16 protein-coding genes are annotated in these 12981 nt (G+C 73.8%); 3 read left to right on the top strand and 13 right to left on the bottom strand.

Annotated features, from left to right (window positions below; genetic code table 11):
• Positions 1-69: 69 nt before the first annotated feature.
• Together IE332_RS07605 and IE332_RS07610 are read right to left on the bottom strand one after the other, a co-directional pair.
• Positions 70-987: a siderophore-interacting protein gene (locus IE332_RS07605; RefSeq protein WP_189914364.1), complete on the bottom strand. Its 918-nt coding sequence runs from the start codon at positions 985-987 to the stop codon at positions 70-72.
• Positions 988-994: 7 nt separating this feature from the next.
• Positions 995-2044, bottom strand: coding sequence for an ABC transporter substrate-binding protein (locus IE332_RS07610; protein WP_189914365.1), 1050 nt, complete (start codon positions 2042-2044; stop codon positions 995-997).
• A 198-nt stretch (positions 2045-2242) separates the two neighbouring features.
• Between IE332_RS07610 and IE332_RS07615 the strand changes: the two genes are divergently transcribed.
• From IE332_RS07615 to IE332_RS07625, 3 genes are all read left to right on the top strand, one after another.
• Entirely contained in the window at positions 2243-3340 is a 1098-nt protein-coding gene (locus IE332_RS07615; RefSeq protein WP_189914366.1) for a FecCD family ABC transporter permease, read from the top strand.
• The gene (locus IE332_RS07620; protein WP_189914367.1) at positions 3337-4368 is read left to right on the top strand and encodes a FecCD family ABC transporter permease; all 1032 of its coding nucleotides are present in this window, start codon (positions 3337-3339) and stop codon (positions 4366-4368) included. Before IE332_RS07615 ends, IE332_RS07620 begins: the two co-directional genes overlap by 4 nt.
• A 176-nt stretch (positions 4369-4544) precedes the next feature.
• Positions 4545-5027, top strand: coding sequence for a hypothetical protein (locus IE332_RS07625; protein WP_373313683.1), 483 nt, complete (start codon positions 4545-4547; stop codon positions 5025-5027).
• 287 nt (positions 5028-5314) lie between these two features.
• On the opposite strand, the gene IE332_RS07630 is transcribed toward IE332_RS07625, so the two are convergent.
• The 11 genes from IE332_RS07630 to IE332_RS07680 all read right to left on the bottom strand — a co-directional run bounded on the left by IE332_RS07630 (position 5315) and on the right by IE332_RS07680 (position 12735).
• Entirely contained in the window at positions 5315-6109 is a 795-nt protein-coding gene (locus tag IE332_RS07630) for an SDR family NAD(P)-dependent oxidoreductase (protein WP_189914369.1), read from the bottom strand.
• 250 nt (positions 6110-6359) lie between these two features.
• Complete coding sequence (locus IE332_RS07635) at positions 6360-7805, bottom strand: complex I subunit 5 family protein (RefSeq protein ID WP_373313684.1); 1446 nt, start codon at positions 7803-7805, stop codon at positions 6360-6362.
• Positions 7806-8179: 374 nt separating this feature from the next.
• A complete protein-coding gene (locus IE332_RS07640; RefSeq protein WP_189914371.1) occupies positions 8180-8527 on the bottom strand; it encodes a sodium:proton antiporter in 348 nt (115 codons plus the stop codon).
• Positions 8527-9279 carry an MnhB domain-containing protein gene (locus tag IE332_RS07645; RefSeq protein ID WP_189914372.1) on the bottom strand — a complete coding sequence of 251 codons (753 nt, stop codon included), beginning with the start codon at positions 9277-9279 and terminating at the stop codon, positions 8527-8529. The genes IE332_RS07640 and IE332_RS07645 overlap by 1 nt, the downstream gene beginning before the upstream one ends.
• A complete protein-coding gene (locus IE332_RS07650; RefSeq protein WP_189914373.1) occupies positions 9276-9584 on the bottom strand; it encodes a Na(+)/H(+) antiporter subunit B in 309 nt (102 codons plus the stop codon). The genes IE332_RS07645 and IE332_RS07650 overlap by 4 nt, the downstream gene beginning before the upstream one ends.
• Positions 9581-9883, bottom strand: a complete 303-nt coding sequence (locus IE332_RS07655) for a cation:proton antiporter (protein WP_189914374.1) — start codon at positions 9881-9883, stop codon at positions 9581-9583. The genes IE332_RS07650 and IE332_RS07655 overlap by 4 nt, the downstream gene beginning before the upstream one ends.
• 74 nt (positions 9884-9957) lie before the next feature.
• Positions 9958-10248 (bottom strand): MrpF/PhaF family protein, encoded by a 291-nt coding sequence (locus IE332_RS07660; protein WP_189914375.1) that lies wholly within the window; start codon positions 10246-10248, stop codon positions 9958-9960.
• Positions 10245-10718 carry a hypothetical protein gene (locus tag IE332_RS07665; RefSeq protein ID WP_189914376.1) on the bottom strand — a complete coding sequence of 158 codons (474 nt, stop codon included), beginning with the start codon at positions 10716-10718 and terminating at the stop codon, positions 10245-10247. The genes IE332_RS07660 and IE332_RS07665 overlap by 4 nt, the downstream gene beginning before the upstream one ends.
• Before the next feature lie 380 nt (positions 10719-11098).
• Positions 11099-11422 (bottom strand): plasmid stabilization protein, encoded by a 324-nt coding sequence (locus IE332_RS07670; protein WP_189914377.1) that lies wholly within the window; start codon positions 11420-11422, stop codon positions 11099-11101.
• A gap of 531 nt (positions 11423-11953) precedes the next feature.
• On the bottom strand, positions 11954-12178 hold the full coding sequence (locus tag IE332_RS07675; protein ID WP_189914378.1) for a hypothetical protein: 225 nt from the start codon (positions 12176-12178) through the stop codon (positions 11954-11956).
• A gap of 320 nt (positions 12179-12498) precedes the next feature.
• On the bottom strand, positions 12499-12735 hold the full coding sequence (locus tag IE332_RS07680; RefSeq protein ID WP_189914379.1) for a DUF6296 family protein: 237 nt from the start codon (positions 12733-12735) through the stop codon (positions 12499-12501).
• Between the last annotated feature and the right edge of the window lie 246 nt (positions 12736-12981).

Consider the following 12981-nt stretch of genomic DNA (forward strand, 5'->3'; position numbering starts at 1 on the left):
AGTTCGCGCTCCCCCACTCCGGGCGCTCGCCCCGGATGGTCCCCGCCGACACCTTGCCGACGACACCGGTCACGCCTCGGCGCGCAACTGCTCCTCGGAGGTGCCACGGCGCCAGTAGCCCGAGAACTCGATGTTCCCGCGGTCGAATCCGCGTTCCCTGACGAGGTGTCGCCGCAGCGCCTTGACCGCGCCGGACTCGCCGGCGATCCAGGCGTAGGGCACTCCCGGCGGCAACTCGGCGGCGCGCACCGCGTCGGCCAGCGCACCATCGCCGGACGGGCCTTCCGCGCCGCGGACCAGCCAGGTGATCTCCACCTCGGCCGCGCTCGCCAGGTCCTGGACGTCCTGCGCGTGCGGGACCTCGATCCAGGCCTTGGCCTTGGTGCCGGCCGGCAGCCAGTCCAGGATGCCGCCGAGGGCGGGCAGCGCGGTCTCGTCGGCCGCCAGCAGCACCCAGTCGGTGCCGGGCGGCGGCCGGAAGCCCACACTGCGGTTGTCCGCCACCGCCGGGCCGAGCAGCACCACCCGGTCTCCTGGCGAGGCCTGCGCGGCCCACCGGGAGGCCGGCCCGGCGGCGCCAGCCGGGTCGTCGGGCCCGGTCCCGTGCAGCGCGAAGTCCACGTCCAGCTCGGCGGGTTCGGCGCGCTGGGCGCGGACGGTGTAGGAGCGCAGCACCGCCTGCTGCTCGGGCGGCACCAACCGCCACCGCCGGTACCAGCCGTCGCCGGTGCGGTCCGGCAGCAGCGGGGCCGGCTGCCCCGGCCGCGGCAGGAAGAGCGAGAAGCTCTGGTCCCGCCCGCCGGAGGCGAAGCCGGCCAACTGCCCGCCGCCGAAGGTGATCCGGGTCAGGGTGGGGCCGAGCCGGTGGGTCCGTACGACGTGGGCGTCGAAGAAGCGGAACTGCCCGGCCACGATGCCCGGGTCGTCCGCGCTCCCGACGCCGACGTCCGCTACGGCGCCGGGCTCGGTGGCTGGTTCGGTGGCCATCAGGCGGTCACCCGACCTTCTTGGCGGACTGAACGGCCTTGGCCAGCCGTTCCAGCAGCGGGGCGGCGCCGGCGTACGAGAAGCGCGGCACCGAGCTCCAGGGGGTGATCTGGCCGGCCTTCACGGCGGGCAGCTGGGCCCAGGCCGGCTTTCCGGCCAGGTCCTTGGGCTGGAGGGCGGTGCCGCGGTCGTCCAGGAGGAGCAGGTCGGCCTGGTACTTGCCCGCGTTCTCCCAGCTGAGGCTCTCGAAGTAGCCGCCCTGGTCCAGCTTGTCCGGGACGATGATGTCCACGCCGAGCTGCGCGAAGTACATCAGGTCGGTGCTGATCCCCGGGTTGGAGGCGTAGAAGAGGTCGGCGCTGCCGGAGCAGGCCAGCACCTTGATGCCGCCGGCCGCCTTGGCGGCCTGCCGTACGCTCTCGGCGGCCGCTTCGAAGCGGGCCTTGGCGTCGGTGACCTTCTTCGCCCCCAGGTCGGCGCCGAGCGACTCGGCGAGCTTGGCGTAGTGCTCGATCGGCTGGGTCATCGGGACCCGGGCCACGGTGATCGCCGCGACGGTCGGGTTGAGCTGGAGGATCTTGTCCTTGCTCTCGTCCGGCACGTACCAGAGGGCCCCCGGGTCGTACATGTGGGTCACCAGCAGGTCCGGCCGGAGCGCCGCGTACTTCTCGATGCCGAACTCGCCCCAGGAGTTGCCCAGGATCTCGACCTTGTCGACGTTCAGGTCGCCGGCCTGCGGGTCGGCCTTGCCGTCCGCGGTCCTGGTCTCGCCGAAGACGCCGACGATCTGCTTGTCCAGACCGAAGTCGACCAGGGCGGCCGCGGTGCCGGTGAAGGCGACGATCCGCTTGGGGGTGCTCGGGGCGGTGAGCGTCTTCGGCTGGTCGTCGGTGAAGGCCCACGAGCCGTTCCTGGCTCCGCCGGCGGGCGCGGCGTCCGGGGCGTCGGTCCTCGGACCGCCGCTTCCGCAGGCGGTCAGCAGCGCGCCGAGGGTGGTGGCACCGCCGACTGCGAGCAGGCCGCGACGGGACAGTTGACTGGCGGTTCGGGAGTGCATGGCGGTTTCTCTCTCGCGATGACAGGGCCGGTGAGGGCTTCGTGTCGGGGAGCGCAGGGCTCAGGCAGGGGGGCGCAGGGCGCGGGCAGTGGCAGCGGAGCCACGCCGGAACATAGGTTAACCTAACCTAAGTTCGTGTCCGGAGAAGGGGCGCCAGATCCTCTCCCGGCCCTCACCGCCGAGCCCGGAGCCACCGCCGTGTCCGTCCCAACGTCGCCGCAGGTCACAGGAGACGTCCCCGCCACCGAGCCGGGCCCGGGCCCGGGTACGGCCCCGGCCCACCCGACCCCAGCCCGCCCGCCCACGGCCCGCACCGCGCTGCGCACCGGCGGCCTCCTGGCCGCCCTCCTGGTCCTGCTCGCCGTGCTCGCGCTGAGCATCGGCGTCGGCGCCAAGTCGCTGACGCCCGGCCAGGTCTGGCACGGGCTGCTGGACCCCACCTCGCCCGACTACGCCGTCGTCCACCGGATGCGCCTACCCCGCACCCTGCTCGGCCTGCTGGCCGGCACCGCGCTCGGTCTGGCCGGCGGCGTGATGCAGGCCGTGACGCGCAACCCGCTCGCCGACCCCGGACTGCTCGGCATCAACGCCGGCGCGTCCGCCGCCGCCGTCACCGCCGCCTCCCTGCTGGGGGTGGCCACCTTCGACGGCTACGTCTGGTTCGCCCTGGCCGGCACCGCGGCCGTCTCCGTCCTGGTGTACGCGGTCGGCGGCGGACGCGGGGCGACCCCCGCCCGGCTCGCGCTGGCCGGGGCCGCGCTCAACGCGACGCTCTACTCCTACGTCAGCGCCGTGATGCTGCTGGACACCAAGTCGCTGGAGCGCATGCGGTTCTGGACGGTCGGCTCCCTCGCCGACGCCCGGCCCGAGACGGTGCTCACGGTGCTGCCGTTCATCGGCGTCGGACTCGTGCTGGCCCTGCTGCTACCCCGACCGCTGAACGCCCTCGCGCTCGGCGACGACACGGCCCGGGCCCTCGGCACCCGGCCCGCACCCGTGCGCGCCGCCGCCATCCTGTCGGTCACCCTGCTCTGCGGCGCGGCCACCGCGGCCTGCGGCCCGATCGTCTTCGTCGGGCTGATGGTCCCGCACCTGGTCCGCGCCCTCACCGGACCCGACCTGCGCTGGCTCCTCCCCTACTGCGCGGTGCTCGCCCCGGTCCTGCTGCTCGGCGCCGACGTGCTCGGCCGGGTGCTGGCCCGCCCCGGTGAACTCCAGGTCGGCGTGGTCACCGCCGTACTCGGCGGGCCGTTCTTCCTCTCCTTCGCACGCCGCGGAAAGGTGGCCCGGGTATGAGCACGATCCGCTCCCGGACCGACAGGCGGTCACTGACCTACCGCCCGCGCGCGCTGGCCGCCGGCGCCGGCTGCGCGCTCCTGGTCCTGCTGGTCGCCGTCCTCACCCTCGGCAGCGGCGACTACCCGCTCACCCCGGCCGAGGTGCTGCGCGCACTGACCGGCGGCGGCACCCCCGCCGAGGACTTCGTCGTCAACCAGCTGCGGCTGCCCCGGGTGGTCACCGCCCTGCTGGTCGGCGGCGCGCTGGCGCTGGCCGGCGCGCTCTTCCAGTCGTTGGTGCGCAACCCGCTGGGCAGCCCCGACGTCCTCGGCTTCACCCAGGGCGCGGCGGCCGGCGCGCTGCTCGTGGTGGTGGCCGGCGGCAGCAGCCTGGCGCTGGCCGGAGGAGCGGTCGCCGGCGGCGTGGTCACCGGCGCCGCGGTCTGCGCCCTCTCCTGGCGGCACGGCCTGCACGGCGGCCGGCTGGTGCTGGTCGGCATCGGGACCACCGCGATCCTCACCGGCGTCAACGGCTACCTGTTGACCCGCGCCCAGCTGATGGACGCGGCCCGCGCCATGCTGTGGCTGACGGGCAGTCTGGACGGACGGGGCTGGCGGGACGCCGTCCCATTGCTGGTCGCCCTGGCCGTCCTCGGCCCACTGGTACTGCTCGGCTGCGGCCGGGCACTGCGGACCCTGGAGCTCGGCGACGACACCGCCGCTGCCCTGGGCGTACGGGTCGAGCCGCTGCGCCTGGGTCTGCTGGCCGTGGCCGTCCTGCTGGCCTCGCTGGCGGCGGCCGCCGCCGGTCCGGTCTCCTTCGTGGCCCTGACCGCCCCTCAGCTGGCCAAGCGGCTGACCAGGGCCCCCGGGCCGAACCTGCTGACGTCGACGCTCACCGGCGCCGCCCTGCTGGTCACCGCCGACTGGGCAGGCCAACGGCTGGTCGCCGACCACCAATTGCCGGTCGGCGTGGTGACCGGCGTCCTCGGTGGCGGCTACCTGGTCTGGCTGCTGGCCGCCGAACGCCGGGCGGGCCGGATATGAGTTCGACGTGCTCAAGGCCGCTCCCCGTCACGGGAAATTCACAGATTGGGGTCTACTCGCATAGACAACGGTGGGCCATCCTGGTGCGATGCCGGTGCTCCAAGCCCCTCGCGCCGGAGCACCGCCGCGTCACAGCCCTGCGTACGACCCCTTCGTCCCACCGTCCTCACCGGGAGATGCAGATGAAGCCACGCACCGCAGCCACCGTCGTCGCCCTGACCGTGGCCGGCCTCGCCTTCTCGGCGCCCACGGCCGGCGCCAGCGGCACCAAGCTGTCGCAGTCGGCGGCCGCCGGCCAGTTCAGCAGCGCCGGCATCACGTGGAGCTCCAGTGGAGGCTGCACCACCAGGTCCAACTCCACCTGCACCTCGTTCGAGCAGATCAACTCGGGCACGGTGAGCGCCATCATCACCCTCAAGCGGGCCAGCGGCTGTGCCATCAACATCACGGGCGGGACGGAGGTGGGCCACGCCTCCGGCACCTACAGCCACTACAACGGCTACAAGGTCGACATCGCCCGCAACTCCTGCATCGACGGCTACATCCAGAACAGCTTCACCTACATCGGCTACCGCGGCGACGGCTACCCGCAGTGGAAGGCCGCGTCGGGCAACCTGTACTGCAACGAGGGCAACCACTGGGACATCCTCGTCTACTGACGCCGCGACCGCGGGTGCCGGCACCCCGGAAGCGTGTCAGTCGGTATGCCGACACCGGATCCGCATCAGGCCCGGGGACGGGCATGCTCCGCGACCGTCTCGTCGAGGACCACGTCGATCGCAGTCGCGGCGATCCGCTACCGCTCGCAGCAGTTGGAGGCTCCGTGACCGCACAGGTCTCGCGGTTGGTCGGAGCGACGCCGGGCAGTAGACCGTGAGCGCGCGGGGCTGATCCCACACCTCCACGCACTCTACGAGGTCGCGGTGGGGCGTCCCCCGGTTCGTGTTCAGGCGCCGGCGCCGCCGTCGACCGGGACGATCGCGCCGGTCACGTACGAGGCCCGGTCGCTGAGCAGCCACGCGGCCACCTCGGCGACCTCGCGGGGCTCGGCCATCCGGCCGAGCGGTGTCGCCGCGGCACTGGCCTCGATGACGCCGGGGGTCGCCGCCTCCCACTCCTCCGTCATCTCCGTGGCCGTGCCGCCGGGAGTGATGCCGTTCACCCGGATGCCCTCCGGGGCCCAGGTCACCGCAGCGGTCTCGGTGAGGCTGTTGAGCGCGCGCTTCATCGCGCCGTACGCGGGCAGGGGCGGTACCGCGCGGCGGCTGCCGATGCCGGAGGTGTTGACGATGGCCCCGCCGTCGTTCCGCCGCATGAGCGCGGCCTCGGCGGTCATGGCGGTCCAGTGCGAGCGGAAGTTCACCGCGAACTGCCCGTCGATGTCCGCGTCGCTCGTGGTGTCGAGCGGGCCGGGCCGCTGCTGGGCGATCCCGCCGTTGTTGAAAGCGCCGTCGAGCCGTCCGTACAGCTCCTCGACGCGGTCGACGGCGGCGCGGATGCTCGCGGGGTCGGCGAGGTCCAGGGGGACCGCGTCGGCGGCGCCGCCGTCGGCGCGGATCTCCTTCACGATGGGGTCCAGGGCGTCGGTGCTGCGGGCGGCGAGCACGACGACGGCGCCTTCGGAGGCGAAGAGCCGGGCCGCGGCCGCCCCGATGCCGCGGCTGGCACCCGTGATGAGGATGACCTTGCCGACGAGCAGGCCGACGGGCGCGCTGCCGGCGGAGTTCGTGTTGTTCGTCATGGCAACAGCGTCCGGCCGGCCGCCGGCCGGATACAGGCACAGGCTGTACCCCCTCACCCTCACGGAACGCGACCAGTACCTCGTGCTCTTCACCGCGCCGCCGGGATCCCCCGGCGCCGAGGCTCTGGCTCTTCTGGCCGTCCTCGGCGCCCGGGCGAGCGACTACCCGCGGTAGCGCCCTGGCCGGCCACGGCGGGCACCGCCGCCGGCCAGGGTGGCTTGCCGATCCGGTCGGCCGCGGTCTCGGGATTCAGATCTGGACGGCGATGGCGACGCACACCACCGCGACGCCGAGGGCGAGCCAGGCGAGGTAGTCGCCGAGGTGCCCGGAGTGCTGGCGCCGCAGCGCCCGTACGGCCCGGGCGGCGGGATGCCGGGAGCGACGTGCGGGGATTTCCCGGTGGACCGCCGTACCGGCCAGGGCGACCGCGATGCCGGCGGACAGCAGGCCGAGCAGCACCCCGGTTGCGGTCCAGTCGGCGGCCGGGACGGGTCCGGGCGGTGCGTCGGGCTGGGTGAGGACGGCCGCGGTGTAGCCGGCGGGGTCGGTGAAGACGGCCGCCCCTCGGGCGAGGGCGGCGGCGACGTCGGGCAGGGCGCCGACGAGCGCGGCGAGGGCGAGGAGTGCGGCCGGGACGACGGTCATGGTGGGCGGCAGGGTGCGCCGGGGGGAACGGATCTCGGGTTCCTCGCCCTCGCCGGTGGTTTCCTCCTCGCCCGGCCGGTTGCGCGGGACGGGGCCGGCGCCCCAGAAGATCCGCAGGGCCGCGCGCAGTACCGCGGCTCCGGTGACGGCGGAGGCGGCGACGAACACGGCGGGCAGCCACGGTTGCCAGTGGCCCGCGGCGTCCTCGCCCAGGGCCTTGCCGAGGCCGGTGCCGAAGGGCGGCAGTCCGGCCAGTGCCAGGGCGCCGGCCAGGAACAGCACGCCGACGGTGCGCAGTTCACGCCCCCTGCCGTGCAGGCCGTGCTCGTCGACGCTCCCGAAACGGTCCAGCAGTACCCCGCTGAGGGCGAAGAGCGCGGCCTTCACCAGGCCGTGCGCCGCGACGTACACCGCCGTCCCGACCACGCCGTCGGAGGTGAGCAGGGCGACGGAGACGAGGAACAGGCCGACGTGGCTGACGGTGGAGAAGGCGAGGAGCCGCTTGAGGTGGCGCTGCTGCCAGCACATCAGGGCCCCGAGCAGGGCGGTCAGGAGGCCGAGGGCGGTGAACGTGGTGCGGAAGGCCTGGTGGGGGATGCCGCCGGGGCCGGAGAAGACGGTCCAGTAGACGCGGGCGATGCCGTAGACGCCGAGTTCGACCATCGCGCCGGACATCAGCATGCACACCGGCGTGGGGGCCACGGCGTGGGCGTCGGGCAGCCAGAAGTGGAACGGTACGGCGGCGGCTTTGACCAGCAGGGCGGTGGCGATGAGGACGAACGCGGCCACGGTCAGCACGTCGGTGTGGTGGGCGGCCAGCTGTCCGCCGAGGCGGGCGAGGTTCAGTTCGCCGGTGCGGGCGTAGAGGAGGCCGATGCCGAGCAGGGAGCAGTAGGCGGCGAAGGAGGTGACGATGCCGAAGGTGAGTGCCCCGTGGAGGGGGCGGGGGTCCTCGATGTGGTAGCCGGTCAGGGCGTAGGCGGCGGCTCCCATGAGTTCGAAGAAGACGAAGGCGTTGAACAGGTCTCCGGTGAGCGCGAAGCCGGCCATCCCGGCCTCGAACAGCAGGATCAGGGCCGGGAAGGCGCCGGCGTGCTCGCCGGTGGGTTCGTCGAAGTACCGCCAGGCGTACACCACGACCGCGAGCACCAGGACCGCGACGAGGAGCGCGAGTCCTGCGCCGATGGGGTCGGCCGCGAGCACGATGCCCAGTCGGGCGGGCCAGCCGCCCAGGTCCGCGGTGGCGAGGCGCCCGCCGCTGTGGGTCCACAGCAGGACGAGGCAGACCACCTCCGCCCCGGCGCAGCCGGTGGCCAGGATGTCGCAGCCGGTCCGGGGCAGGATCCGGCCGGCGAGGGCGAGCAGCGCCGCCCCGAGCAGGGGAACGGCCACCGCGAGCGGCAGCAGGGCGGCTTCGGTCACGGTCAGCCCTTGAGCCCGGTCAGGGCCTGCGGGTCGACGGTGTGATGGCGTTTGCGCAGCTGGATGGTGAGGGCGAGCAGCAGCGCGGTGACGGTCGCGCCGACGACCACGTCGGTCAGGGCCAGGGCCTGTACGACGGGGTCGACCACAGGGCGGGTGCCGGGGGTGAGGTCGGAGTAGATGGGGGCGGTCGCGTCGCGGCGGTAGCCGACGGCCAGGAGCAGGAGGTAGGTGGAGGACTGGGCGACGGCCAGGCAGCCGATGGCGTGGATGAGGTTGCGGCTGGTGACCAGACCGTACAGGGCGATGAGCAGGACCCATCCGGCGGCCAGGAAGACCCACGTTCCCATCAGGTGTCTCCGTATCTCTGCTGGTCGGGGTCGGTGAGTTCGACGGCCTGGTCGAGGAAGTGGGCGAGCAGGGCGATCAGGCCGCAGGCGACCTCGACGCCGACCGCGGCGTTGAGGACCGGGACGGTGCCGCCGGAGGTGACGGTGTTGAAGGTGCCCAGCGGCAGCACGTTCTTGAGGAACGCGCCGCCGGCGATCATTCCGGCCAGGCCGATGAGGCTGTAGGACGCGGCGGCGAGCGAGTCCGCGACGTCGAGGACGGCCAGCGGGCGCAGCTTCTTCAGCGCCCTGTAGTCGGCGGCGACGTAGGCCAGGTGGAGGGCGGTGGCCAGGACGACGCCACCCTGGAAGCCGCCGCCGGGGCTGAGCTGGCCGTGCGCGACGATGTACACGCCCACCACCAGGGTGACGGGCAGGAGCAACGCGCCGAACAGGCGGGTGGTGGGCATGACGCGGTCCGCTTCGGCGCGGCGGTGGCGTTCGTCGCGGGCCCGGCGCAGCAGCAGGGTCGCGCCGAGGACGGTGCCGAAGAGGATGGACTCCTCGCCGAGGGTGTCGAAGGCGCGGATGTCGAAGTTGACGGCGGAGACGACGTTGGCGGTCCGCCGGTCCAGGGCCGCCGCCACCGCCCGCTCCCCGTAGGGGTGGCTGTCCGTCCCGAACGGCGGCAGGTCGGTGCACGCGGCCGTGAAGAACGCGGCGATCACCGCGGCCGCTGCCAGGAACACCGCCAGCCGGGCACGGGCCGTCACTTCTGCTCCCGTCCGTCGTCGCCGGTACCGGCGCGGTCGCCGTCACTGGCGCGGTCGTCGCTGCGGGTGGGGCGGCGGGTGACCTTGCGGACGGTCAGCAGGATCAGCAGCGGGGTCAGCGCGGTGCCCACCGCGAGCTGGGAGAGGGCCACGTCGGGGGCCTGCAGCACCGCGAACACCACCGCGAGGCTCAGGCCGAGCACGGACAGGACGACCGCCTGGCGGGCCGGGTCACGGGTGAGGACCGCCGTGGTGGCGGCGAGGACGACGAAGGCGACGGCGACGCCGATCAGCCACTGGTTCACACCCTGTTCCCTTCTTCCGCCTCGGCCTGGCGCGCGGCTCGGCCGACGGCGATCGTGGTGACCGTCCCGCCGACGGCGAAGACCAGGCCGATGAACAGCGTCTTGGCCGCCGCCCGGCCCGGTCCCTGGTCGACGGCCACGGCCGCGGCGATCAGCGGCACCCCGGCCACCGATGCCGGTGCGAGCGCGTGCAGGCGCATCAGCGTTCCGCGCAGCCGCAGCACCGCGGCCGCGGACAGCAGCACGCAGCCCGTGCCGGCCCACAGCAGGACGAGCACGATCACATGGCGTGGCGTCAATCCGAACTCCCTCCCGCGCCCCCGGTCCGGCGGGCCGCGCGGGGCACGGTCTCGTCAGGTCTCGTCAGGTCTCGTCAGGTCTCGGGCGTGGAACCGTGCGGGTGGGCGTCGTGGCGTTGACCGGCGACGAAGCGCGTGAAGACGAGGGTGCCGGCGGGGGCCAGTACGGCCAGCACCAGCGCGAGGTCCTGGTAGGAGGACCGCTCGTATGCCATCGGGAGCAGCAGGAACACCGCGCCGACCACGGTCGACAGCAGCGACGCCCCCACCAGGCGGCGGATCGTCAGACCGCGCGCCACCACCCACAGGCACGCGGGTGCCGCTCCGGCCAGCAGGACCAGCGAGGCCGCGGCCCAGGCGTTCACCGCGCCGTGTCCGTTCGCGACACGGCCTCTTCGCGCGACACGGCCTCTTCGACCGGACCGCTTTCTGGACGCAGGGCGTGCACGATCACCTCGTCATCGTTCGGGACGTCGATCACGCAGGTGTCCGGTGACGCGGCGATCAGCACGCCGGCCCACCCGGCTCCCGCCCCGCGCCGCATCCGAACCCGCCGCACACCCGCCCCGGCCGGACCGGCGGCCACGGCGGCCGCCAGTACGGCGAGCCCCCGCAGGACCGCGGGCGCGAGCGCGACGAGCGCCCGCACCGCGCCCCGGCCGCCCGCGACGCGGACGCCTGCGGCCAGGCGCATGCGCTGCGCCACGAAAGCTCCGCCGAGCGCGGCCACACCGGCCACCAGCATCTCGACGGGCGACACCGTGCCGATGAAGACCACCGTCAGGCCGATCAGCACAGCACCCCACACCACGATCTCAGCCGTCCTGGCGAGCACCCGGCCTCCTCCTGTCCCGATTGCCTGCTCGTCCTCGGGGCCGTACGCGGACACCCCGTGCGTCCGGCGCCGCCCGGGATTCACCCACGACCCAGTGGCGCCGCCGGCCCCGCTCAGTCGGGAGGCTCCGGCGGGCGGGGGTGCCCGGGTTCCGGCGGGGCCGGCTCCGTGGGCTCACGCGGGCCGAGCGGGGCGGGCGGTTCGGGTGGCGGTTCGGGCGAGCCGGGAGGCGCGGGCGGATCCGGCGACAAGGGGGGCTCCACCGGCTCCGGCGGGCCGGGCGGCCGTACGGGCTCCGGCGGGCCGGGCGGCTCGGTCGGCGGCAGGGGGTTGGTGTCGGGGTCGGGCGGCACGGGAACGGTACCCACGGTCACCAGCTCCTATCGGCCCAAGGCGTGTTCGAGTTCCTTCTTGTTCATCTTCGAACGGCCGTGGATGTCGCGCTGCCTGGCCTCGTTGTACAGCTGCTCCTTCGTCGGCCCCTGGGCGCCGCTCTGCGAGCGCAGCCCGCCGCGGCGGGAGGAGGAGATGTCCTGCACCGAGCTACGGCTGGCGGTCTTCGACTCGCCGTGCCGGGCCCGCTCCTTGTTCACGGTGCGGGCCGCGATCTCCTTGGCGCGCTTCTCGCTCTCACCGCGCTCCAGCGCGCTTTCCTTGATGTGCTCGTACTGCCGCTCCCGCTTGGGAGTCGATCCGCGAGGCATGATCACACACTCCTGTCCGATGACTGCGGGACCCGTGTCGCCCGCATCCGTGAGAGGAACCCGCTGCCCGCTCCGGGCAAACCGGCTTGCACCCGTCCGGCCGCGCACCGCGCCCTCCAGACTTGCGCGGCCGCGGGCGATCAGCGCGAGCCGGTCCCCGCGGGCGGCGAGCGCCTCGGCGCAGGCGCGGCCGATGCAGCCGCCGGCCCCGGTGATGACGACGGTGCGGCATGCCGCTTCCACAGGTTCCGTGCTGCTGCGGGTTTCCCCGAATCGGCGCGGCAAACAGCCGCGCGCCGGCGAATCCGGCCGGCCGGCCTCGTGCGTCCGGGCCCGAACGCACAGCGGGCCGGGCCTCCTCCTGGCCGGGTCGAGCAGGATTCGGGCTCGGTTCAGTCGGGTCGCGTCCGGCGGGTGATCTGCGCCTCGTCCCAGACCTGGCAGGCGACGCCGAGTTTCGGCTTCCCGTGGAACGTGGCGAAGGTGGCGCGCCTCACCGAAGGCACAGGCCGTCGCCGGCTTCGCTCCCGTTCACGGAGCTTGGGCATCCACCTGAGGCTCCTCAGTCCCCTTGTCCTCGTCCTCCTCGTCCTCCTCGTCCTCCTCGTCCTGCGAGCCTTCGGCCTTGGCACGGACGTCCGCCGGGGTAGGCGCCACGATCGACCGTTCCTCCGCCGACCGCTCCCGCGCCTTCTCGCCGCGCCGTGCCGTCTCCTCTTCGGGGGTGTTCGCCGAGCCGTCGTTGGGCGTGTTCATGATGCCGTCCTCTCGCCGATCGCCTCCTCCCGAGCAGAGGAGGCACGGGGCAACCCGCCCCTCGTCCTTACTCCCACACCGGGCGCGTCCGCGCAGCCGGGCTCCCCGTCCGACAGGCGTTCGCTGGGCAATGGCGCTTCCTGTCGCCGCCGTCCCTGCACGGGCGCCCGCACCGGTGGTGCCGCGCCGGGTTGCCCACGCTGCTCTGGGCCGGCCGGGGGACGCGCCGTGAGGCCGCCGTCGAGGGCCGGCGTGACCCGGTCGGTCCTTGGCCACCTGGTGGATCCCGTAGACGGCCAGTCACGTGGCCCGGAGCCCGGTCAGGGCATGGGTACGGCCTCCAGGCAGGGATGGATCGTCGCGTACTCGGCCGGCGCGGTGAGGATCTCCGCGGTGGTGCCGCTGATCTGAACACGGAACGTGCCGGTGGCGTCCTCGAAGACGGGCTCGCGTGCGGGGCCCAGCTGGTCGGTGAGGTGCACGATGACGGTGCGCGCTGCGGCGTGGGCGCCCGGCACGCCTGGGAGGGCGATGGCGTAGCGTCGGACGGGGTTCATGGTTCTCGGCTTGCGGTTGTGTGGACCCGCTGTGGTCATGGGTCCGCGTTGTCGTTGTGCGGGGGGTCTGAAGGGCGTTCGGCAGTGTCTTCGAGGGTGAAGAGGCCGGTCGTTTCGGTGATCGCGAGCAGTCGCTCGACCTGGAGACCGGCCGCCGAGACCACTCGATGTGCTCGTCCGAGCCCGCCCCGGCCACGACGCGGATGCCGACAGCCGCCCGGACGAGCCCGGTCGCGGCGAGGCCGG

It is taken from the genome of Kitasatospora xanthocidica (assembly GCF_014656195.1).
Taxonomy (GTDB): Bacteria; Actinomycetota; Actinomycetes; order Streptomycetales; family Streptomycetaceae; genus Kitasatospora; species Kitasatospora xanthocidica.

Bases quoted from the DNA above. Each gene is read 5' to 3' on its own strand.
- IE332_RS07605 (WP_189914364.1), bottom strand. From the start codon at position 987: ATGGCCACCGAACCAGCCACCGAGCCCGGCGCCGTAGCGGACGTCGGC.
- IE332_RS07610 (WP_189914365.1), bottom strand. From the start codon at position 2,044: ATGCACTCCCGAACCGCCAGTCAACTGTCCCGTCGCGGCCTGCTCGCA.
- IE332_RS07620 (WP_189914367.1), top strand. From the start codon at position 3,337: ATGAGCACGATCCGCTCCCGGACCGACAGGCGGTCACTGACCTACCGC.
- IE332_RS07625 (WP_373313683.1), top strand. From the start codon at position 4,545: ATGCAGATGAAGCCACGCACCGCAGCCACCGTCGTCGCCCTGACCGTG.
- IE332_RS07630 (WP_189914369.1), bottom strand. From the start codon at position 6,109: ATGACGAACAACACGAACTCCGCCGGCAGCGCGCCCGTCGGCCTGCTC.
- IE332_RS07635 (WP_373313684.1), bottom strand. From the start codon at position 7,805: ATGGCCGGCTTCGCGCTCACCGGAGACCTGTTCAACGCCTTCGTCTTC.
- IE332_RS07640 (WP_189914371.1), bottom strand. From the start codon at position 8,527: ATGGGAACGTGGGTCTTCCTGGCCGCCGGATGGGTCCTGCTCATCGCC.
- IE332_RS07670 (WP_189914377.1), bottom strand. From the start codon at position 11,422: ATGCCTCGCGGATCGACTCCCAAGCGGGAGCGGCAGTACGAGCACATC.
- IE332_RS07675 (WP_189914378.1), bottom strand. From the start codon at position 12,178: ATGAACACGCCCAACGACGGCTCGGCGAACACCCCCGAAGAGGAGACG.
- IE332_RS07680 (WP_189914379.1), bottom strand. From the start codon at position 12,735: ATGAACCCCGTCCGACGCTACGCCATCGCCCTCCCAGGCGTGCCGGGC.